Source organism: Desulfocucumis palustris, assembly GCF_002933875.1.
Lineage (GTDB): Bacteria > Bacillota > Desulfotomaculia > Desulfotomaculales > Desulfocucumaceae > Desulfocucumis > Desulfocucumis palustris.
In genome coordinates, this window is sequence record NZ_BFAV01000098.1 from 1 (window position 1) to 21,641 (window position 21,641).

The window sequence follows — 21,641 nt, forward strand, 5'->3', positions numbered from 1 at the left end:
GTGCACCAGCAGGTTTAAGTGAATTTTTTCAAGGATGCCGGATAATTGAAGGGCTATGTCCAGAAAGGCCGGAAGGCCGATATTGTTGCCGGACCGGTATTCCTCCAGGGATAAGCCCGCCGGGTCTTCAAAAACAAGCACCGGCAGGCTGTGGTGTTTTTCAAGGGCCAGCGGTTTCATTACGCCGTCAAGGTCCAGTTGAGCGGTTATTTCGAACTCCCGGTATAAAAGGGCCATATCCCTCTCGGAGGGATATGGGGCGGCGGGCATCTTGATTATCACGGGTTTCCCGCCGGCAATCCGCCGCCCCCGGAAAAGGGCCGTTGCAGGATTTTGATGGATTAATCCGGTTATTTCGTAGCCCGGTATATTGAGCATCATTTAGCGCTCCTCGGAGGCCGTTGAAAAAGTCCATCTGCTGCGTTGCGACTTTTTTTGAACAGCCTCTGGATATCCCCGGAAACCAGCATTTTGGTGGAGTTTAGCCGTTGAATTTATATCCCACACCTCTTATGGTGGTGATAAATCCGGGTTTTGTCGGGTCTTTTTCAATCTTCTTGCGAAGATTGCTTATGTGCACCATAACAGTTCTGGTGTCGCCAAAACTCTGGGATGACCAGAGGTTCTGGTAAAGCTCCTCAATATTAATTACCCTGTTGGGGTTGCGGGCCAATAGCACCAATAGCTGGAACTCCTTGGCGGAAAGGAAAACCGGCTTATCGTTTACCATTACGGTGTGACTGGTCAGATCTATCAGCAGGCCCGGAAAGGCCAGCACAGTATTTTCCTGCTTTGTGTTTTTTAGCATCCTGCTGCGCCGCAGATGGGCCTTTACCCTGGCCACCAGCACGCCGGGGCTGAATGGTTTGCTGATATACTCGTCTCCGCCTATGGTGAGTCCCAGTATTTTATCCGTATCATCGTCCTTGCAGCTTAAAAAAAGGATAGGTATGTCGGTGTTCTTACGCAGTTCCTGGCATATCTGAAATCCGTTCGGCCCCGGCAGGAGCACATCCAGTATAATTAAGTCCGGGTTGTGGTTTTTGACCATTTCAAGGGCCTTGGCGCCGTTATCCGCCAATAACGCAATAAAACCGTTATTTGTAAGGTTAATTGAAATAAGTTCGCATATTTCCGGCTCGTCGTCCACTACTAAAATTTTTTCCGCGGTCATGACTATCCTCCCTTAAATGTTATTATAATTGATTCTTTGACAAACTTAACAATTATTTGTATTTTTTTATTATTTTTCTTTAGGAAAAATTTAGCAAAGTTTTAGGTCTTCTTAACATCAAACCCGGGGGGGTACTTTAAAATTGAGTTGACAGATATTACTTCCTAAAGGGTTCATACCAGGTCTGAAATAGCGTCTGCGGGTGAAAACCGGGATAACGGCGGTGGAAGAAACCGCCGCCGTGGAGAGATAATATTTGTCTTTGGAAGAATGTATGACAATATAAGATATGTTTCGACATATTTCCCGAAGGAGATCCCTGCGGGAAGGTGTAATAATATTCAGAAGATTAAATTATTTGGGGGATGAAAAGTAAATGGTGATGGTGCCCGAATATTCCCCGGATGAAGTTACCAGGCTGCAAAGAAAAGTTGCTGTATACCGCCGGCTGAAAAAAGAGTACAGGGAAAAAGAGAAGGAACTTGAACTTCTGAAGGAAGAATTTAACAATGCCAGGAGAGAGATGGAGCAACTGGGACTATATCCCCGGGTCTTTGAAGAAAAGGGAAAACTATCCGGTATTTGCCGCTGTGCCGTGGACATATCCGAATATGTGCGATGGGGCAGGCAAGCGGAAAGGGCGCTGTGGGATCAGATAAATTTTATGCAGACATTAATCGATACAATACCAAGCCCTATTTTTTACAAAGATATCAACGGCGTATACCAGGGGTGCAACAATGCATTTTGCAGCCTGGTGGGAATAAATAGAGAGGATATAATAGGCAAAACGGTTCACTATCTTTTTCCAAGGGAACTGTCGGCGATATACAGTGAAAAGGATCTGCTGCTGCTGGAAAAACCGGGGTTTCAAATGTACGAAAGCCGTGTGAAAAATGCCGGGGGAACATACCGGGACGTTATTTTCTACAAGGCGACATATATTGATACGGAAGGAAAAGCAGCCGGGATAGTGGGTGTGGCCATTGACATAACCGAACGCAAAGGGATGGAGGAAGACCTGCGGCTGTCCGAAGAACGCTTCAAAAAAGCGTTTAACGCCAGCCCGGCGGGCATTTTTATCCATAGGGCCATGGACAGACGAATAATAGACGTTAACGACAGTTTTATACTGAGTAGCGGTTACAGCCGGGAGGAGCTTATCGGCAGGAGTATTGACGATGTGGATTTATGGGTAAACCCTGAAGATAACGGCAGGGTTTATGAATATATATTAAAGGGCGGCTCCGTTCACAACCTGGAAGTGCGTTATTACGGAAAAAACGGCGAAATCAGAACAGGGCTCTTTTCCGCTGAAATTATAGTAATTGACGGGGAGGAGTGCGTGCTCAGCCTGTTTTTTGACACCACGGAGAATGACCGGCTGAAGAGTGAACTGGCCCGGCTGAACAGGCTTAGCCTGGTTGGCGAGATGGCGGCCGGCATAGGGCACGAGATAAGAAACCCCATGACCACCGTGCGAGGGTTTTTGCAAATGCTGGGGGGAAAAGAGGGTTTTGTTAATTACAGGGAGTATTTTGATGTCATGATCAGCGAACTGGACAGGGCTAATTCAATTATAACCGAATTTTTGGGAATGGCCGGTAATAAACAGGCAAATTTAAAAAGCCGGAACATTAATGATATAATCGGCAAAATTACACCTTTAATTTTGGCCGACGCAAATAATTTGGAAATGTCACTGAAAATTGCCACCGGTAATATACCGGACATATTATTGGATGAAAAGGAACTGCGCCAGCTGATATTCAATCTTGTCCGCAATGGCTTTGAGGCCATGTCACCCGGCGGAGAGCTGACCGTGGCAACTTTTATGGACAATGGCGAGGTGGTATTATCGGTTAAGGATCAGGGCAAAGGCATACCTCCTGAAACATTGGACAGAATAGGAACCCCCTTTTACACCACCAAGGAATCCGGAACCGGACTGGGACTGGCCACCTGCCACAGCATTGCCTCCCGTCACCGGGCAAAAATTGAAGTTGTTTCGAGCCCCGGGGAAACCATTTTTTACGTCAGGTTCAAATCCGCCGGGGAGACCGCCGCCACGGATGACTTCCGGGCCGGATAGTCTATAATTATCACCAATAAGAAGGATATTTTCTCCATGGCAAAATGTTTATCAGCAGCATTGCCAGGGCTACCATAAGCAATGACCCGGCGGCAACTGTAAGCAGCACGGATTTTAATCCGAAACCGCCGAATATGGCAATGTATAATGTCCCCCCGGCGGGCGGGTGTATGGTTCCGGTTAATATCATTAAAATAACCGCCGCCACCAGGGCGATGGTTAAGGAGTACCAATTGGCTCCTAAAACAGATTGTGTCAGAATACCGGTGGCCGCCGATAAAACATGGCCGCCTATGATATTGCGCGGCTGAGCCGCCGGCGACTGGTGATTTGTGTATAATAATACCGCGGAAGCCAAGAAGGACGGAATTAAAAGCGGAAGATTAAAGTAGGAGCTTATCCAGGCTATTACCCCGACGCAGCCAAATATAGTGATAGCAAGTATGAAAAGTTCCCTCAGGCTGAGGTGTTCCTTTTTGCACTGTTCAGTGCCGCGCATTTTTGCAAAATAGTTCCTTATAATATATATTGCCTTTAAAACAAATGTTTTCTTACCCGGTGCCCGGGAGTTTTCGTTTTGTCTTGCAGCCGGTTTGGAATTCATGTTTTTCCTTCTTTGCTCCATGTAATTTAAATAGATTCGCAGGCCACCAGTCCACAAGCGCATATGGTATGCACAGTTTTTCTCCGATGGCCTGCGGGTAAACAGCACTTTAAACAAATGTTTTCAATGACTGATTAATTATTTACTGTTGATTGTCTCCCTGTAAGGCTTTGTCTATTTGTTTTTGAAAGGGATTGGGCCGGGTTTGTTTTATGGAAGCGCAGCGGCAATGATGGGTGTGCCCGCAAGGCTTGACTTTTTCCCTGCCGCCGGCTTGTTCCGCCCGCTTAGAGGCGATGATGCCGAACATGTTTACCGGCGCTGCTTTTACCACTCCGCCACATTTTACGCACAGCAGTTCCAGCCTCTTTTTTGTTTCATAATCCACCAGCACTTCGCGTCTTGCTCCACATTCCTCACAAAAAAAGTCATATACCGGCATGACCAGCCTCCTTTGTTAAGCCTTCCTTACCGGCGGAGTAAGAGGAAGGTAGGTGCGGCTTACGCTGTTGCCGCAATGTGCTCTCTTACCAGGGAAACCGCCGCGTTTGCATCAGAACCATACCGTAGGCCTATTTTTTGGGCAAGTTCTTCATTCATGGCGGCGCCGCCGGTCATCACCAGGTATTTGTCGCCTTGTCCCTTCTCTCTTAACATTTTTACGGTTTTCTCCGCGTAAGCCACGGATGAATTGGTCATGACCGATATGCCGATGGCCACGGCGTTATTTTCTTCCGCCGCTTTTAAAAACTCTTCGGGGTTAACGTTCTTGCCGAGATCAACAACATTAAAGCCGTTTGCTTTCAGCATAAGCACCACCAGGTTCTTACCGATATCCTGGGTGTTGCCGCGCACCAGACCCATTACAACGGTTTCTTTTTTTCCGTCTTTTAAACCTGATGCTTCCAGCAGCGGCACCAGGATCGGCATGGCCCTGTCCATGGTCCTGGCCGACTTGAGCATGTCGGTAATAAAGCGCTCATTGCGCTCATACAGATCGCCAACCATTTTCATTCCAAGGGACAGACCGTCAAATATTATCTGCTGGGGCGTTAAGCCAAGCTCCAAACCTTTTTGGGTCCACTCCACCACCTTATCACCGTCATATTCCATAATCGCATCAGCCAGGTTGCAATAAACCTCTTCCTCGGGGGTTTTCTTATCCCGGGTCTTTTTAATGCCCATTATGACCCTTTGATCGTCATCGGTTGAAATTTTGCGCATGCCCGGATGTTTGGGATGACCGGCCAGATAAACGTTGTTCAGGTCCCCGAGGGCCTCAATGTCTATCGGGTATTTGATTGCCGCACAGGTATCAATCAAGGCGCGCATGTTTTCTTCAGGCACGGTCCAGTCAATATCGCAGCCGGGCATGCAAACAAACCCGCCATTGTACCCAACTTCCACAGCAAGCTTCTTTACTTCTCTGGCAACATCCCCGGGGGTGCCGTGGGTAAGGGTGGAATACGGGCTGAGGGTCCCCATCAGGGATAATCTGTCACCTATGGCATGTTTCGCATGGTTGGCCCCGGGATACATGTCTCCGTTAAAATTAAAGGAGCCGTTGGATGCGATGTCGGACCATATGGGCTGGGTAAAGGTACAGGTATGAGTAAACCCTATACCGCCGATTTCTTTAATATAGGCGAACAGCCTCTGCTGGTAAGGCAAGCCGAATTCACGATACATTCCCGGCGGCAATATATCACAGGAGCAAAATGGATCCAAAATATTACAAACATCTATACCGGCCTCAAACATCATCCGGCAAATATTTTTACAGACGTCGAGGCATAACTCTATAATCTCCTTGGCATAATCAGGATCCTCGGCCAAATAGGTGAAAAATTCATCGGTGCCGGTAACCAGCTGGGCGGTGGTAATGGGGCCGCCCACCGGAGTAGCCAGGGCATGGGTATTTTTCCAGCCTTCCCTGACAAAGGTCCTTATCTCTTCTTGTATTGCTCTCAGCCGGCCCTTTTCCGGATCAAAACCCTTGGATAAGTAGTTATCCTTTAGACGGTAAAAAATTTCTTTGGTAGGCGCGGGATGTTTGACCAGCGAGGGCTGCGCATAGGGCAGATAGTCCAATACGGCGCCCAGGTTCTCCACCGGGGTAAACAGATCTGTGCCCGCGATCACCACATCCCCGCCGAACTTTTGATGCGCTTTAATTTTAGCTTTTGCCATGGCCTCACCATCAAGTAAAACCTCATCGACCCTGACGCCTCCCTCACGAATGCCCCGGGTCATCAGCAGCGGGGTAACGGGTAACTGATCAGGCAATTCCTTCATTGTAACCGCCGCAAAAATTCTTTCCCGGCTGGTCATCTTTGCTGGTCTCATTTTTTCACTCCTTAATAATTTTTTCAGTTACGTTCAGGTTATCAAGAGTCATGTGCTCATGTTCGCCTCGCCTCCTGTTCGTAAGGTTAAAATCGCTATTTTACCGTGCTGCCGGTAAAGGAGTTTTTAATGTTAAAGGGACGGCAGCTTCTCCCACAGTGTTTTTTCAACGGCTTCCTCAATAATGCTTCGAACCGGGCCAAGGCGGCGCAGGTCTTCAAAGCCGCCGCAGGAAATATTTCTTATGAACGCCGCCCCGCGAGCAGCCGCCAGAACTTCCCCGGCAGAAGACATATTATCCCTGGGGCCTGCAATTACAGGGGCGCTTTGGGCCAGTTCGGCAATTAAGGAGGCTATGCCCGCCTTATCACCTTGCAATACGGCTCTGCCCAAAGCACATAGGTCATTTGACCCATGCAGTATGACAAAACCGGGCAGTTCCCGGCGCAGCCGCAAAACATTCATTCCTTTGGCGGATGTGTCCAGGTTTACCATCCCGACGCCTAAATCCAAAATATCCGGCAGGATGGGGCTGATAGCCCCACAGCTGTGAAAGCAGACGGCCGCTGAAGTTATGTTTCCAAGGTGTGTCAGTAAAGCGCTCATCCGGGGGCGCACATGGTTTCGGAAATCCCGCGGGGATAAAAACATGCCGTCCCTGTAACCCAAATCATCGCTGTATACGATAATGTCCGGTTGCCTGTCAAGTGACGCCAGCAAATACTCGTAGGCGCTGATAATGGTTTCCAGAGACCACTCCAGCAGCACTGAGGCGGCACGGCGGTTATCGGCAATGTCCTCCATAAACTGCCAGGTATTGCGCAGCATAAAGCACATATCCAGAAGACCGGGACACGGCGCGTCGGCGATTACCAGGCTGTTGCCGGTTGATTCCGGAACGGCCTGCTGCACCGGCTGCAGCCAGCGCGGCCTGGGGTGGCGCGTAATATCCGCGGGCGCCGCGGTTTCTAAAGGGTGGCCGATTGGCGCTGAATTTTCTCCTTCCCGCAGCCAGGTTACGCCAAGGGCATCAATAAAATGTTCATCCTCCATCTCCCGGGGGGCATACAGCAAGCCCGCGCGAATGAAGTCGGACCCCAAACTTATGCAATCCGCCGGCTCCAGGGGTATCGTATTGAAAAGGGGATGAGCCAGGGCATTGTCTTTTTGCAAACCGGGAATCGCACCGGCCCGTATGCCGGTAAGGGATGATGTGCCGATGTCAATCAGCGGAACACCGTTTTTCCCGCCGGAGAGCATTTCTTGCAACCATGACCGGGACGGCATCACTCCGTCACCCCTGACAATTTGAACATCTGCCATAGGGCGTGTCCTTCCGGCAATTTATGACCGTCCAGCTCCTGGGCCGCGAAGCCATAAAACACCTCGGCCGTTGCCGCAACATGGGCCGCCATGGCAGACTTTTCTATGATGCCGTAATGCAGGTAATCTCCACCGGCCGCGCGGCAGGCCACCAGTGCCGCCGCCAAAGACAAATTCACCCATTCCCGGCCAAGCCGGTTTAAGCCGGTCCATTGCGGATAGCAATTGGAGAAAGCACAGCCCGCGGGATAGCCGAAACGTTCCCGAACGGCCTGAATCTGGCGTATATTTAAACCTATTGAAGGCGGGTCCATGGTGCCCAGGTCAACGATGGGGGCTGCCACACCAATTTCCTTTAGCATGGGATGATAATAGTTTTCTATCATCTCGCAGCTTCCACCGGGGGTGGGATCGCTTATATCACTGGCCAGAATCATGACAGCCGCCGGGCGATACCGGCCAAGCAGCTCCAGTTCTTCGTCCTCGGTGTCCTCATTCAGCGATGCGTAGACGGACCGCTCCAGAATGCCGAGTCTGGCGGCTGCCTCCAGTCCGGCCATGCGGACCTGGGCCTCGGTGGCGTTTATCAGCAACGGAAGGTTTGTACGCGGGCCGACGAATTCCAAAAACCGCTCAATGGCTTCAGGCGAAGCGGCAATGACGTCCAGTGCCATCTGTACGCCATACTGTTTACTGAGCCTGTTGACACGGTCTAACAGCAAGGCGGCGCGGGTTTCGTCAAATTCTCCGGCAAAAGGATCACGGACAATGGAGTGCTTGTCGTAAAAAATACTTCCAACCACCAGGCCTGTGGCCGACCCCAATGGTCCTCCTATGGTGGCGTTGCCTATTTTAAGCACGTGGTAATCTCCCACCCTCGATTCCTCCTTATTTAGAGAGAGTATTAATTGCTGGAGTCATAATAAAATTTAATATTGTCAGAATTATAAAATAGATAACAATGTATGTCAATGTATTATATTGTATAACACTGTATTATATAGCATGAAAAATTCATTCAATCATGAATAAATTAGCATACTGATGGGAGAATTATTGAGCGGCATGGAATGGTATGATATTATTTAGAAATAATGCTGTCAAAGGAGAGCCCGCTGCGATGAATAACGAATTGCTCACGGTTAACGAAGTGGCCGAGAAACTGCGCACCACGCCCAATACCATTTACAGGTGGCTTAGGGCCGGCAAGTTTCCCGGCGTTAAAATAGGCAAGGAGTGGCGCATTAAAAGTGAAGTGCTGGAAGCCAGGCTGGCCGAGTCATACCTGCCGGGAGAGATTTCATACCTGGATAAAATAAATTGCCGGCATGACCATATAATGGCTGTAACCTCCAGCGCGTCGGAAGTTTACGACCTGGAGGCCGAATTCTTTAAAAGGGGCATGAGGGAAGGCAGGCGGCTGTTCAAGGGGTGCTGGTGGCAGAACCGGGAAGAGGTGAGGAAGGAGCTTTCTGTAAGAGGGCTGGCCGTGGAGGAGTTGGAAAAACGCGACATGCTGGTTATCGTTGATCTGGCCGATTCATTTAGCAGGAACGGCGAAAAGGGACCCGTGCAAATCTGGCTTGAAGAAGCAGACAGGTCCCTGGCAATGGGATATGAAACCATGTGGGGGTCAGGTTCACCCAACCTGCTCAGCTGCGGCGAAGACTCTTCCAAATTACTGGACTTTGAGCATTTTCTGGACGAATCTCTGGAGAAAGCGCCCGTGGTGGGCATCTGCCCCTACGTGTTCAACATTGAAACAAAAGATTGTTTCAACTACTTTATTCATTTGATGAACCACCATAAAGGGGTCCTTTTTTACAGCAACGGCCCGGCCACCTTTTTTAGAAGAGAGTCTTCCCAAAGGTAAATAAAGGCCGGCGCCGGATGCCTTGAAGCCTATATAAGGAGCGACAATAATCCTAAAGGATTGTTCAACATTAGCGTGTCGGTGGCATCAAAATTTAATGTGATATCCTTCTTTACTTTTAACGGAACAACCTCCAGGGTGACAGTGGCCTGGGCCGTTGTTCCCTGAATGGATACGTCGCGGATATTATATAGCTTGATGTTGTTTTTTAATTTCTCGATCAGCTTTTCCGCAACGGGTCCGGCGGCATCCACATATTTTTTAACGGCGTCAGCATTTCCAGTATTTATTCCATTTATCAGTTCCGTAACGGCATTTCTCACATCCTGTTCAGTCAGGGTTTTGGGCGCTTCGGAATTCTGTTGCGCCGCACAGCCGCTAATAATTAAAGATAATAACAGCATCAGTATTATCAGGCGTTTCATTGCTATCCCTCCTTGTTGTCTTGTAGAAGCACCAATACCATTTTCATTCCGGCAGCTACTTTTCATCCCGGGCAAAAGCTTCCGGGCGAGTTTAGGATTCACCCCCCCGCAGGTTTTTCCCTTCTATAATAGCGTTTTAAAAGCTTATCCTCAAGACGGCATTGTGATTTTAATGCCGGTGTTTCCGTGTTTTTTTACCATAGCCTGAGTTTCCCGGCAACCCCGGGAAACTCTATTGCCCGCCAGCAGCCTGTTTATCCCCGGCCTATGCCCGGTAGGGGATAAACTCCTTTTGGGCCAAAGGCTCACTTATATTGACAATGTTGAAGGGGCGGTTTTACAATTATTTAGGCTTTCAAGAAAGGCGCGGTAAAAATGAGGGTTGGGGAGAAATACGTTCACAGGCGGAGTTGATGGAAGCATGAATGAGGTTAAGACTGTTCTGGTAAACAATCTCACCAAGGGCTTCGATAACATTATGGCGGTGTCCGGCATCAATTTCGAGGTGTATTGCGGCGAATGCTTCGGCTTGATTGGACCGAACGGCGCCGGAAAATCCACAACAATTAAGATGTTAACAACGTTGCTGCCCCCCGATGACGGCGAGGCCGTGATCAACGGTTATTCTATTGTGAAGAATCCGGCCGGGGTGCGTGGGTCCATTGGTTATGTTCCGCAATTGTTATCTGTGGACGGAGCAATGACAGGCTATGAAAATCTGCTTGTCTTCAGCAAACTTTACGGGCTAAAAAGAAAACAGCGGGAAGAGCGTATTAAGAGAGTGCTTGATATTACCGGGCTGGAGGACGCCGCCCACAGGCAGGTGAAAACCTACTCCGGCGGCATGGTGCGCCGCCTGGAGATAGGGCAGGCTATTTTGAATTACCCGCAGGTGTTGTTTTTGGATGAGCCCACAGTGGGACTTGACCCGGTGGCCAGGAAAACCATTTGGAAGCATATAGAAAAACTCCGGTGCGAGCAGAACATGACCATCCTTCTGACTACTCACTATATGGAAGAGGCGGAGGCGCTCTGCTCACGCATCGCCATAATGAATAAAGGGAAAATCGCGGTCATGGGAACCGCCCGGGAGCTAAGGGAATCCACAGGCAATCCGCATGCCGGCATGGATGATGTGTTCGCCTATTATGCCGGGGCGCTTGAATCCCAGGAAGGAGATCTACGGGATGCTTCACGAACCCGCCGTACAGCCAAACGACTCGGGTAAATATGGCAACCAGATTTTTTTGTTTTTCTTCCATGTCTGGACAATAATAGAAATGGAAGTTCGGAAGCTTCGCCAGGATCCCACTGAACTGGTAATGCGGGGTATTCAGCCCGTTCTGTGGCTCCTGATATTTGGCCAGGCCTTTAGCCGCCTGCGGGCCATTCCCACCGGTTCGGTGAGCTATGAAGCATTCCTGACCCCGGGAATTCTGGCCCAATCCATTACCTTTATCTCCATTTTTTATGGTATCACCATTATATGGGATAGGGATCTGGGGCTGCTGCAAAAAATCATGGTCACCCCCATCAGGCGCCCCGCCTTTATACTGGGGAAAATGCTGTCAGCCTCCATAAGATCCATCAACCAGGGGGTTATTATTCTGCTGCTGTCCGTTGTAATGAGGATTCCCCTGGAATGGAGCGCCGGCAGGATTATAGGGGTTATCTTTACCACAATACTGGGCGGGGTCTTTTTTTCCGGGCTGTCCATGGTCATCGCCTCGCTGATTAAAACCAGGGAGAGAATGATGGGCATCGGCCAGGTCATTACCATGCCGCTGTTTTTCTCTTCCAGCGCGCTGTACCCTGTGCAGATTATGCCGGACTGGTTAAGGATTATCGCCACCATAAACCCCATGAGCTACCTGGTGGACGGGTTGAGAAACCTGCTGATCAACACCGCCGGAACCCATTTGTTTTTGGACTGGTGCGTTCTTATCGGGGCTTCTTCATTGATATACCTCTTAAACTGCCTTTTGTTTCCCCGCATACTCAGGTGAACGGATATTTTCTTACCGGAGTTCTTATAAAAACAGCTCCGGCTCTTTTCTATCGGCAAATTCAATTTCCAGTTCGTATTTATGTCTTAAATAGTTCTCGTCATCATAATACTTGGCCTGATTGGGACATGTTTTAATGCAGGCGCCGCATTTAATGCAAATTCCATTTAATTGGGACGTGTCCTCATAATCAATGGAACCCATGGGGCAGACTTCCACGCAGAGCTTGCAGTCGGTACAGTGCTCATTGGTTTTTGGGGTAACCTTTCTGATATCCACAGGCACACCCTCTTTATTTTTCGGCATGTAATATTTTCTATAGGGCTTATTTCCCTTGACGGTTATGCTTTCAAGGTTGTTACTATTTATTTTAGCGTATATTTGACTGGCAAAATCATTTACCATATTCATATCCTTTTGATCAGGCCTGTCCTTGGCAAGGGTTTTGGAAAACGAGTGCTCTCCTATAAATGCGCCGCCTGCGATAACTTTAAAACCGTTCAATTCCAGAATGTCTTTTAGTTCCACCAAAGCATCGTCATAATTTCTGTTTCCATAAACAACCGTGGCAATTGCGCAGGCGCCATTGCCGGTAACGGAACTCAAATAATTCAGCAATACATTGGGAACCCTTCCCGCGTAGACCGGAACCCCCATAACCACGATATCGTCTCCTGTGAAGGCTACCGGCTCCTTTCTAACTCCCGGCAATGTAAAATCAATGGTATTTATAGTTTTTCCCCTGTCAATATTTTCTGAAATTTTTTCCGCTATTCCGGATACTATTTTTTTAGTCGTACCCGTGGGACTGAAATACATGGCGTTTATTTTCTTATTCATGACGAGCCCTCCTTGAATAAAATAGCAAAATTGTTCACCTGAAATGCCCGGAGCGAAACCGGACCCTCCTGCCGGGGGGGTGCGGGTGCATGCCGTAATAATTTCCACACGGGATAAAGTGACTCCTTCCCGGTTTTACAGCCGCTTATTTTATTTTTGCATTTGTCCATTTTAAAATATTAAAAATGAGTATAAAATTTATAGATGACAATACGGGTATTTAAACAGTGAGCGAATTGTTCCGGGAAAATAAAATCAATAAAGAAAAGGAGATACCGTCTATGCTGATGGAATTGGTCGGTAAAAACAGGAGTTACCGCAGGTTTTATCAGGAGGAGCCTGTGGAGGGGGCAACACTGAGGGAGCTTGTCAATCTGGCCAGATTGTCGGCCTCCGCCGCAAACCTGCAGCCCCTGAAATACATACTGTCCTGCCGGGAGGAGAGCAATTCAAAAATATTCAGCACCCTGAAATGGGCAGCCTACCTTAAGGATTGGGAAGGTCCCCGGGAGGGCGAAAGGCCGCCGGCCTACATCGTTATGCTGGGAGATACCGCAATAGGGGGCTTCCAGCAGGTAGACGCCGGCATCGCCTGCCAGAGCATACTGCTGGGGGCGGCGGAAATAGGCCTGGGAGGATGCATCATTGCTTCCGTGAACAGGGAGCAGTTGCGTAAAAGCCTTGATATTCCCGGCCAATATGAAATACTGTACGTCATCGCCCTGGGCAAGCCCCTGGAAACCGTGGTTATTGAAACCGCGAAGGATGATATACGCTACTGGCGGGACGAAAAAGGCGTTCACCATGTTCCCAAGCGCCGGCTGGAAGAAATAATAATCCAAATGGCATAAACAGCTTTACTGATTGCCGGCAATCGGTTTCCACAACAATCTATTTGGATTTTCTCGCTTTTTTCCATAAGGCCTGAAAGAATTCCACGAACCGTATACTGACGGAATCTGCCGCGGTCATAATAATTTTTGCAATCAGTACGGCAAATAATATAATTAATAGATATTTTAAAATGTCCATGATTAAATAAAGCCCTGCTTTCCTTTCAAAATTACGGGCCGGCCCTTCCCAAAAAGCCCGTGGCGATGAAAATTCCCCCGGTCCGGCCTGGAGACGCCGTTTACCTATGCCAGCACATCCGCCGTCCGGTTTTCCCTGGACAGCCAGTAGCCCCCGGACAGCAGCCTGAGCGAGGGTATGGCGGTAAAGGTAAGGGTAAACAGTGTTAATAGCGGGTTATCTATCCGGCAGCCCGCTTCTCTCAGGGCTTTTTCCAGGGCTGTGAAGCTTGCGGCCGCTTCCGGTCCGGCCATTTCGGAGGTGTATCCGAAAATGGGAAGCGGCAGCTCTTCCATTATCCGTCCCCGGCAGCAATAAACAATGCCGCCCCGCAGCCGGCGGATTCTGTTTACCGCGGCGGCCATGTCGCTGTCATCGGCGCCAATTACCACCAGGTTTCCTTCTCCGAAGGAATAGCTGCTGGCCAGCGCACCCCTTTTCAGGCCGAAACCCTTGATAAATCCGGTGCAGCCCCCGCCATTTCCGCCGTGGCGGTTGATTACCGCCGCCTTTATAACATCATCGCTGCCGGTGATTGTTATTTCTCCGTTAACCACCGGTAAATCCAGTATTGTTTCACGGTTTAAAATGGTGGAGATTAATTCTATGGCACGCACCCTGGCTGCCGGGGAAGAGACCGGCACCCGGAAAAAGTCAGGTTCCACCGGGTTAATATTAATGCATTGATACGCATTGGCCGGAAAGCTTGTCTTCACCGGGTTTACCAGCATTTTGCCGTCCCGGGCCACCACCTTGCCCCGGCAAATAACCAGCCCTGGCTTAATTGTTTTAATATCGGGGACTATTACCATATCGGCGCATTTTCCCGGTGCTATTCCCCCCAGGTGGCTTTCCAGGTGAAAATGTTCCGCCACGTTAATGGTGGCCATCTGGATTGCCGTCACAGGGTTAAGCCCCAGGTCAACGGCCTTTTGCACAATGTAGTCCATGTGGCCCTGGCGGAGCAGCTCAACGGGCCAAACTCCGTCGGAAACCAGAATCGCCCTGCGTAAAGCCAAACCCATTTCAACCAAGGGGCCGATCACAGTCTCCAGTTCCCGGCGTATGGAACCTTCCCGAATCATGGCAAACAAACCCAGACGCAGTCTTTCCCGCACTTCTTCGGCGGTAATGGGCTCGTGGCAGGAATCAATACCCTGGGCCGCCATGGCGGCTAACCTCTGGTTTTTAGCCCCCGCCCCGTGCCCCTCCAATGTTTTTCCCAGTGAAACGGCGGCCTCGATAATATTGATTAAACCTTCCTTTGAGCCGGTATTCAGCAAATTGGACCAGTATATTTCACCTGTGCCCACTATTTCCGGCAGCTGCAGCAGGCGTATCATTTCAGACTCATTAATCGCGGGGCTGCCGTTTCCATTATCGGAGCAGAGATAGGATATGGTCGGGGCGGTGGCAAAAAATCTCTGGGGCTGGTTTTTGAGCTGCCCGATAAAAGCGGTAACACCCCGGATTCCCATGGCATTGGAAGGAAAATAGCACTCGGTGATGATGGTGGTGGTACCCCGGGGCAGGGAAAGGGCAACAAATTCTTCCGGATTCAGGAATGAATCCATATGTATGTGGCCGTCAATCAGGCCCGGGATAAGCAGCTGCCCGCCGGCGTCGATTAATCCGGTGTCCGGTCCCTCCGGGAAGTCAAGTTTCGGCCCCACGTAAGCGATCCTGTCGCCGGCGATAAGCAGCTGCCGGTTCTCAAGAATCTCACCGGTATAAACATTTAACACATCGCAATTATCAATAATCAAGTCCGCCGGTTCTTTCCCCAGGCAGACCCTGCCCAGCCGTTTTATAAGATCGGCTTTTAATTCCATGCTCATAATTAAAAAGGGAGCAATCTCCGGTTTTTTTCGCGTCAGGTTATATTGCTCCGCTTTACCTCCTTCGTTAATTTATTATAATTATACAAAATTTACGAGACTCCAGGGTTTAATTTTATAAGCATTGACATTGTATATGATGTTATATATAGTGTCAATAAGGAGCGGAGAAAACATGAGCAAGAGGCAAAAACTAATTGAGAAACTGAAGAACGCAAAATACGCCGACTTTGAAGATATTCACCTGCTGCTAACGCAGCTTGGTTTTACCTGGCGCAGCAACGGTACCAGTCACTACACCTACACAAAGGCACCTTATGTGATAGGGATAGTAAAGCGAAGCGGAAAACCAGTAAAACGGGTATATTTGGAAAACCTAAAGGATTTGCTGGAAAAGATGGGGTTATAAGGTCCCAGATAAAAAGTGGATAATCTATATATTAATAATAGGAGTGAGATATCGTGAATAAAGAGTTAAATTATTACCTTAATTTAACTTATTCTTTTAATGTGCGTCCCGACCTGGACGATGGGGGATATATTGTTGAATTTCCCGATATTCGCTATTGCGTGGGAACTGGCGATACCCCGGAAGAAGCTATTGGTGATGCAATGATAGCGAAGGAGGAATGGATTAAGGCTGCATATGAAAATCAGATTACTATTCCCGAACCGGGTGGCAGTGAGGATTATAACGGCCGCATAACATTGAGGATTCCTAAAAGCCTGCATAGAAAAATTATTGAAACAGCGAAAAAAGAGGGTGTTAGTGCCAACCAGTTTTTGAATTACCTTATAAGTACGGGTATAGGAAAAAAGGATGTGTAAAATATTTCTTCGAAGCAAAAAACAGCCATTAAAATACTGCCGTATTTACCTGGTAATATAAAAAGCAGCACCACACTGATGCTGCTTACGTTGTCATCTGGAATAATTCTGCATAATATGCCAAAAATCCTTCTGATTCCAAATCGCCTGCAGGGCAACAGTCCCGGTCGGGAGGACGGCGGGCGCTTTTGGGGGCACCCGCCGAGTCTTTCACTTGCCGATGCTGTACTTTTCCAGGGTCGAGGTCACCCTGTTGTCCCCGGAGATGAATTCGTTCTTAATCATTCCAACTCCTTCCTTGTAGTACTCGTAGATCGTGGAATGCTCGTTGCTTATCTTGACCCTGAGGCAGTTCTTGAAGTTCCCCGCGGGTGTGGATACGGAGGCCTTTACGTCCACAATTTCCCTCTGTGCGCCGCTCCGGTCCACCCAACTGGTGCCCGCTTCCAGGGGCTCCTTCAAAATAATCGTATTGTCGTTTGGGGTGGCATCGAGGTAGTCCTTTCCGTCGTATTCCTCTCCCCTGAAAAAGACCCTGGTTACCGCGAGGTCGGTGGTTTCAAATACAGCCGTGCCAACCGTGCCGCCGTTTTCGGTCCTGGTTTGGGACAGGTTTCCTTTTTCATAGGTGACTTCCCGGCTAAAGGAGGCGTATTCATTGCCCTTCCCCAGGTAGTTCCAGGTGCTGCCCCTGGTCAGGGGGAAATAGTCCCCCGGTTTTTTCACCGTTTCCTGCTGCTTCGGTTTATCCTTGCCGCCGGCTGTTTGCGGCGGTGTGTCAAACGGCCCGGAGCATCCTGCCATAATTAAGCCGAGCGAAACGAATACGCAAAGAATGCCTGCGGTAATGCGTGGCTTCACGGCTAACTCCCCCTTTTTTCGATCCTAATTTATAGTATAATTTATGTGTTGGAAATTTTATACTTTGTGGAAGTGAAAATTTTGATTGGAGGATGGCATAATGTTCTATTCTTTTGATGGAAAAAAACCGGTTATCGGCAAAGATACTTATGTCAGTGAGACAGCCTTGATAATCGGGGATGTTGTAATAGGAGACAACTGTTACATCGGTCATGGAGCTATTTTACGAGGCGATTATGGCAGGATAGAGATCGGTTCAAAAACCGCCGTGGAAGAGGGAGTTATCATGCACGCTCCGCCAAACGAGGTGTGTAAAGTAGGGGAGAAAGTAACCTTTGGCCATGGGGCCATAATTCATTCCCAGTCCATAGGTGATATGGCTGTAATTGGCATGGGCGCAGTTGCCAGCATACGGTCCAAAATCGGCTCCTGGGCTATTGTGGCGGAGGGAGCGGTGGTTAAGATGAATCAGGAAATCCCTGACAAGGTGGTAGTGGCGGGTAATCCAGCCAGGGTTGTGCGCGAAGTGGAAGAAAGGGATACGGAGTTGTGGAGCTATGGAAAAAATATTTATATTGACCTGGCCGCAAAATACCTGAAAATCGGTATGCATAGAATAGAGCTTTGACAGCTCCCCACGGATTATCCGGGAATTCCTTTTTTTGCAGCTGCGGGGCGCTTTTATCGTTCAGTTCACCATAGCCGTATTTTTATTGAAGGAAATAGGGGGACGCAGGCCGTGGGATATACCGGCAGCCATTTTTGACATCAATACTATTGCTTCTCAAGCAAACTGGCCACTTTGACAACCTCTTCACCGTAGCGGTCTTTTAATTTATCCAGGGCCATTGTAATCCTTTCCTCTTTGACCTGCTGTTCATCCTGGAATAAGGTAATTACCTGTTCCCTTGTTAACTTGCCGCAGCTCACACCAATCAACCTGACCGGAGGTTTGCAGTGTTTGTCCAGCAAACGGACTGCCGTCGCGTAAATGGCGCCGGTAAGATTTGTTGGCTGCAAGCCTTCCGTCCGGGTCACTAATTTATGGTCCGGGTATTTAAACTTAAGCGTCACTGAACCGCACTTTGTATTATCACGGCGCAAACTGCGTCCCACTTTCTCCGCTAGCCAGCGGAGTGTTTGCCGCAGTTTGGCCATGTCCCGGATGTCCTCGGCAAAAGTGATTTCCCTGCCCACCGACTTGACCTCGCGGTTTGGTTCAACAGGCCTGGTGTCCCTGCCCCGGGCAAAATCATAAAGTACCGTGCCGTATTTTCCGAAACTCTCTTCCAAAAAGCTTTGAGAAAGTTCCCTTAACTGACCAATAGTATATACCCCGATACTTTTTAACTTGTCCGCCGTTTTTAAGCCGGTGCCCCACATCTTTTCCACCGGCAGCGCTGCAAGAAATTCCAGGACTTTCTCCTGCGGGATCACCGTGAACCCAGCCGGTTTTTGGTAATCCGAGGCCAGCTTGGCAACAAACTTGTTGGGGCCAATACCCACCGAGGCGGATAATTGAAGCTCTTCTCCGATGCGCCGCTGAATTTCCGTTCCGATAAGTTCCGGCGGCCCGAATAAATTTTCACTTCCTCTCACGTCAAGAAACGCCTCGTCCAATGAAAGAGGTTCAACCAGGGGCGTATATGAATGAAAAATCTCCATTATGACTTCAGAAACTTCCTTATACCTTTTATGATTGGTTGGAACAATAACCAGCCCGGGGCACAGTTTAACCGCGGTGGCCATGGGCATCGCCGAATACACACCGAACCCGCGCGCCTCATAGGAAGCGGCGGCCACCACACCCCTGCTTTCCGGCCTGCCGCCCACGGCTACCGGTCTGCCTCGCAGTTCCGGATTATCCCTCTGCTCAACGGAAGCGAAAAAAGCGTCCATGTCAACGTGGATAATAGCCATACTGACCCCCCCATACAAAATTTTTAAAATACCGATACGGGCAACATCCTAAACAATATTTTAAGGGATACCTCGCAAAATTTATAATTTATTTTTAATTATCTCCTTGGCATGTCCTGTATATTTGTATACAATTATACAAGGATATTCTTTCTAAGGAGGTCATTCCCCATGATTGTCTTCAGCAAAAAAACCAATACCCTGGAACAAGACCTTTACCAATATAATCTTCAGGACACACCGGAGCCAAATCTTTACCGCGAGATATACCCCTATGATCAAATACCAATGGTAACCTTCAACCATAGGAGAGTTCCCATGTTTCCTGCCGACGAAATATGGATTACCGATACAACCTTTCGGGACGGCCAGCAGTCAAGGCCGCCGTATACGGTGAAGCAAATAACCGACCTTTACGACCTGTTGCATAAATTGGGCGGGCCGAACGGCATAATTCGTCAATGTGAATTTTTCCTTTACAGTGACAAAGATAAGCAGGCAGTTTACAAGTGTCTGGAGAAAAACTACAAGTACCCCGAGGTTACAAGCTGGATAAGAGCCACTAAAGCCGACTTCAAGCTTGCCAAGGACATGGGCATGAAGGAAACCGGCATCCTGGTAAGCTGTTCGGATTACCATATATTCAAAAAATTGAACAAGACCAGGAAAGAGGCCCTTGACATGTACCTGGGAATAATTAAGGATGCTATAGAAATAGGCATAAAACCAAGATGCCATTTTGAAGACATCACCAGGGCCGACTTCTATGGGTTTGTGGTGCCTTTTGCACTTGAGCTTCGGAAACTGATGGAGGAAACAGGCGTACCCATTAAAATCCGTGCATGCGATACCCTGGGCCTTGGGGTTCCCTACCCTGGAGTTGCACTTCCAAGAAGTGTTCCGGGAATAATCTACGGCCTCACTCATCATGCCGGATTCCCCGGCGAACTTCTTGAGTGGCACGGTCACAACGACTTCCATAAGGCTGTGGTAAATTCCGTAACCGCGTGGCTTTATGGAGCCTCTTCGGTCAACTGCTCACTCCTGGGCATAGGAGAAAGAACAGGCAATTGCCCGCTGGAAGCAGTGGTGATTGAATACGCTTCTTTGAGAGGTTCAACAGATGGAATGGATACCACCGTGATTACAGAAATAGCGGATTACTTTGAGAAGGAAATGAAGTACAGAATACCGCCCATGACCCCCTTCGTGGGAAGCCACTTCAATTTGACACAAGCCGGGATTCATGCCGACGGTCTTTTAAAGGATCAGGAAATATATACAATTTTTGATGCCGAGAAGGTTCTTGATACGCCGGCAAAAGTTGTTGTCAACTCCCATTCCGGTTTGGCCGGCATCGCCCATTGTATGAATAACCTGCTTGGGTTGAAAAATGAAAATAAACTGGATAAAAAGGACCCCAGGGTCGCAACGCTCAAGGAATGGGTTGATAAGCAGTATGAATCGGGCAGGAGCACTGTAATATATAATGAGGAACTGCTGGAGGTGGCCAGGGAGATGCTGCCGGAGTTGTTCGGTTAATAATGGACAGATATGGGGTTGCGTTGGATTATATCGTCCCACTTTACTAATTCTCCCTTTCTTGAGAGGAGAGAGGGGCAGCAGGCAAGTCTACTGAGACGGGAATTAATAAAATATTACAAAGGGAGATGTTTTATGGACGATAACAATACCCTGCAGCAAATTTCGGGCAATTCTCTAACCAACAAAATGTTTGAAATATTGCAGAACAATATATTAAACGGCAAATACCCCCAGGGGGAATGGCTTGTCGAATCCAGACTGTGCGAGAAGTTTGGTGTCAGCAGAACCCCGGTGCGTGAGGCAATCCGCCAGCTTGAGCAGGAAGGACTTGTCAAGATTATCCCCAATAAAGGCGCGGTTGTATCCGGGGTTTCAGCCCAGGATATAAAAGATATTTATACCATAAGGATGCTTATTGAAGGTCTTGCCTCGCGCTGGGCTGCCGAAAAGATAACCGTATCTGAAATTCAGGAACTGGAAGAAGTTATAGATTTAATGAGATTATATACGGAGAAGAATGACGTACCCCGCCTGCTAAAGGCCGACTCCAGGTTTCACAGCATAATCTATAACGCGTCAAAGAGTAAGCCCCTTATACATACCCTGGGAACCTTTCATCATTACGTGCAGAAAGCAAGGAGTACATCTTTCCAGACCCCCGGCAGGGCGCAGAAGGCATTGGAAGAGCATATGGCTATCTTTCAGGCAATAGTTGAGCACAATGCAAATGAGTCCGAGAAATTGACCTATCAGCATGTAAAGAAAGCCGGAGATAATTTGCTCAAGCAATTGGAAAAAGGTATTTAGGGCTTCGGTGATATGAATAGCACTAAACTGCTGGCGCAGTGGTTAACCAACATTGCGCCTATGCTCTTTACCCGCACTGCTGCAAATT

22 protein-coding genes are annotated in these 21,641 nt (G+C 48.6%); 10 read left to right on the forward strand and 12 right to left on the reverse strand.

Features of this window, described 5'->3' with window-relative positions; all coding sequences use genetic code 11:
• Nucleotides 1-381, reverse strand: a 381-nt coding sequence (locus tag DCCM_RS07405) for a serine/threonine-protein kinase (protein WP_128739111.1), incomplete at its 3' end; no start/stop codon positions are given.
• A 100-nt stretch (nucleotides 382-481) separates the two neighbouring features.
• Nucleotides 482-1,174: a response regulator transcription factor gene (locus DCCM_RS07410; protein WP_104371786.1), complete on the reverse strand. Its 693-nt coding sequence runs from the start codon at nucleotides 1,172-1,174 to the stop codon at nucleotides 482-484.
• Nucleotides 1,175-1,550: 376 nt separating this feature from the next.
• Between DCCM_RS07410 and DCCM_RS07415 the strand changes: the two genes are divergently transcribed.
• Complete coding sequence (locus DCCM_RS07415) at nucleotides 1,551-3,266, forward strand: PAS domain S-box protein (RefSeq protein ID WP_104371787.1); 1,716 nt, start codon at nucleotides 1,551-1,553, stop codon at nucleotides 3,264-3,266.
• A gap of 10 nt (nucleotides 3,267-3,276) precedes the next feature.
• Here DCCM_RS07415 and DCCM_RS07420 read toward each other — a convergent pair whose 3' ends face one another.
• From DCCM_RS07420 to DCCM_RS07440, 5 genes are all read right to left on the reverse strand, one after another.
• The gene (locus DCCM_RS07420) at nucleotides 3,277-3,870 is read right to left on the reverse strand and encodes an HPP family protein (protein WP_165792053.1); all 594 of its coding nucleotides are present in this window, start codon (nucleotides 3,868-3,870) and stop codon (nucleotides 3,277-3,279) included.
• A 142-nt stretch (nucleotides 3,871-4,012) separates the two neighbouring features.
• A complete protein-coding gene (locus tag DCCM_RS07425; RefSeq protein WP_104371789.1) occupies nucleotides 4,013-4,312 on the reverse strand; it encodes a zinc ribbon domain-containing protein in 300 nt (99 codons plus the stop codon).
• Between the two features lie 59 nt (nucleotides 4,313-4,371).
• Nucleotides 4,372-6,216: an MtaA/CmuA family methyltransferase gene (locus DCCM_RS07430; RefSeq protein WP_104371790.1), complete on the reverse strand. Its 1,845-nt coding sequence runs from the start codon at nucleotides 6,214-6,216 to the stop codon at nucleotides 4,372-4,374.
• Nucleotides 6,217-6,348: 132 nt separating this feature from the next.
• On the reverse strand, nucleotides 6,349-7,539 hold the full coding sequence (locus tag DCCM_RS07435) for a uroporphyrinogen decarboxylase family protein (RefSeq protein ID WP_231702696.1): 1,191 nt from the start codon (nucleotides 7,537-7,539) through the stop codon (nucleotides 6,349-6,351).
• Nucleotides 7,503-8,414, reverse strand: coding sequence for a tetrahydromethanopterin S-methyltransferase subunit H family protein (locus DCCM_RS07440; protein ID WP_104371792.1), 912 nt, complete (start codon nucleotides 8,412-8,414; stop codon nucleotides 7,503-7,505). Before DCCM_RS07440 ends, DCCM_RS07435 begins: the two co-directional genes overlap by 37 nt.
• Nucleotides 8,415-8,659: 245 nt before the next feature.
• Between DCCM_RS07440 and DCCM_RS07445 the strand changes: the two genes are divergently transcribed.
• A complete protein-coding gene (locus tag DCCM_RS07445) occupies nucleotides 8,660-9,412 on the forward strand; it encodes an MEDS domain-containing protein (protein ID WP_104371793.1) in 753 nt (250 codons plus the stop codon).
• Nucleotides 9,413-9,441: 29 nt separating this feature from the next.
• Here DCCM_RS07445 and DCCM_RS07450 read toward each other — a convergent pair whose 3' ends face one another.
• Nucleotides 9,442-9,837 (reverse strand): hypothetical protein, encoded by a 396-nt coding sequence (locus DCCM_RS07450; protein WP_104371794.1) that lies wholly within the window; start codon nucleotides 9,835-9,837, stop codon nucleotides 9,442-9,444.
• Between the two features lie 421 nt (nucleotides 9,838-10,258).
• Between DCCM_RS07450 and DCCM_RS07455 the strand changes: the two genes are divergently transcribed.
• The gene (locus DCCM_RS07455) at nucleotides 10,259-11,065 is read left to right on the forward strand and encodes an ATP-binding cassette domain-containing protein (RefSeq protein WP_104371795.1); all 807 of its coding nucleotides are present in this window, start codon (nucleotides 10,259-10,261) and stop codon (nucleotides 11,063-11,065) included.
• Nucleotides 11,025-11,843 (forward strand): ABC transporter permease, encoded by an 819-nt coding sequence (locus DCCM_RS07460; protein ID WP_104371796.1) that lies wholly within the window; start codon nucleotides 11,025-11,027, stop codon nucleotides 11,841-11,843. Before DCCM_RS07455 ends, DCCM_RS07460 begins: the two co-directional genes overlap by 41 nt.
• A gap of 24 nt (nucleotides 11,844-11,867) precedes the next feature.
• On the opposite strand, the gene DCCM_RS07465 is transcribed toward DCCM_RS07460, so the two are convergent.
• On the reverse strand, nucleotides 11,868-12,683 hold the full coding sequence (locus tag DCCM_RS07465; RefSeq protein WP_104371797.1) for an EFR1 family ferrodoxin: 816 nt from the start codon (nucleotides 12,681-12,683) through the stop codon (nucleotides 11,868-11,870).
• Nucleotides 12,684-12,964: 281 nt separating this feature from the next.
• On the opposite strand from DCCM_RS07465, the gene DCCM_RS07470 reads away from it, so the two are divergent.
• A complete protein-coding gene (locus DCCM_RS07470) occupies nucleotides 12,965-13,534 on the forward strand; it encodes a nitroreductase family protein (protein ID WP_104371798.1) in 570 nt (189 codons plus the stop codon).
• Between the two features lie 285 nt (nucleotides 13,535-13,819).
• On the opposite strand, the gene DCCM_RS07475 is transcribed toward DCCM_RS07470, so the two are convergent.
• Nucleotides 13,820-15,592 (reverse strand): adenine deaminase, encoded by a 1,773-nt coding sequence (locus tag DCCM_RS07475; RefSeq protein ID WP_104371799.1) that lies wholly within the window; start codon nucleotides 15,590-15,592, stop codon nucleotides 13,820-13,822.
• 175 nt (nucleotides 15,593-15,767) lie between these two features.
• On the opposite strand from DCCM_RS07475, the gene DCCM_RS07480 reads away from it, so the two are divergent.
• Nucleotides 15,768-16,001, forward strand: a complete 234-nt coding sequence (locus DCCM_RS07480; RefSeq protein ID WP_104371800.1) for a toxin HicA — start codon at nucleotides 15,768-15,770, stop codon at nucleotides 15,999-16,001.
• Nucleotides 16,002-16,054: 53 nt separating this feature from the next.
• Nucleotides 16,055-16,420 carry a type II toxin-antitoxin system HicB family antitoxin gene (locus tag DCCM_RS07485; RefSeq protein WP_104371801.1) on the forward strand — a complete coding sequence of 122 codons (366 nt, stop codon included), beginning with the start codon at nucleotides 16,055-16,057 and terminating at the stop codon, nucleotides 16,418-16,420.
• Nucleotides 16,421-16,630: 210 nt separating this feature from the next.
• Here the strand turns inward: DCCM_RS07485 and DCCM_RS07490 are convergent, their stop codons facing one another.
• Complete coding sequence (locus DCCM_RS07490; protein ID WP_104371802.1) at nucleotides 16,631-17,281, reverse strand: hypothetical protein; 651 nt, start codon at nucleotides 17,279-17,281, stop codon at nucleotides 16,631-16,633.
• A gap of 100 nt (nucleotides 17,282-17,381) precedes the next feature.
• Here DCCM_RS07490 and DCCM_RS07495 point away from each other — a divergent pair, with 100 nt between their 5' ends.
• Nucleotides 17,382-17,909 (forward strand): gamma carbonic anhydrase family protein, encoded by a 528-nt coding sequence (locus DCCM_RS07495; protein ID WP_104371803.1) that lies wholly within the window; start codon nucleotides 17,382-17,384, stop codon nucleotides 17,907-17,909.
• A gap of 146 nt (nucleotides 17,910-18,055) precedes the next feature.
• Here DCCM_RS07495 and dinB read toward each other — a convergent pair whose 3' ends face one another.
• Nucleotides 18,056-19,201 (reverse strand): DNA polymerase IV, encoded by a 1,146-nt coding sequence (gene dinB, locus DCCM_RS07500; protein WP_104371804.1) that lies wholly within the window; start codon nucleotides 19,199-19,201, stop codon nucleotides 18,056-18,058.
• A gap of 171 nt (nucleotides 19,202-19,372) precedes the next feature.
• Here dinB and DCCM_RS07505 point away from each other — a divergent pair, with 171 nt between their 5' ends.
• Nucleotides 19,373-20,743: a hydroxymethylglutaryl-CoA lyase-like TIM-barrel protein gene (locus DCCM_RS07505; protein WP_104371805.1), complete on the forward strand. Its 1,371-nt coding sequence runs from the start codon at nucleotides 19,373-19,375 to the stop codon at nucleotides 20,741-20,743.
• Between the two features lie 135 nt (nucleotides 20,744-20,878).
• Complete coding sequence (locus tag DCCM_RS07510; RefSeq protein ID WP_104371806.1) at nucleotides 20,879-21,553, forward strand: GntR family transcriptional regulator; 675 nt, start codon at nucleotides 20,879-20,881, stop codon at nucleotides 21,551-21,553.
• Nucleotides 21,554-21,641: the final 88 nt, after the last annotated feature.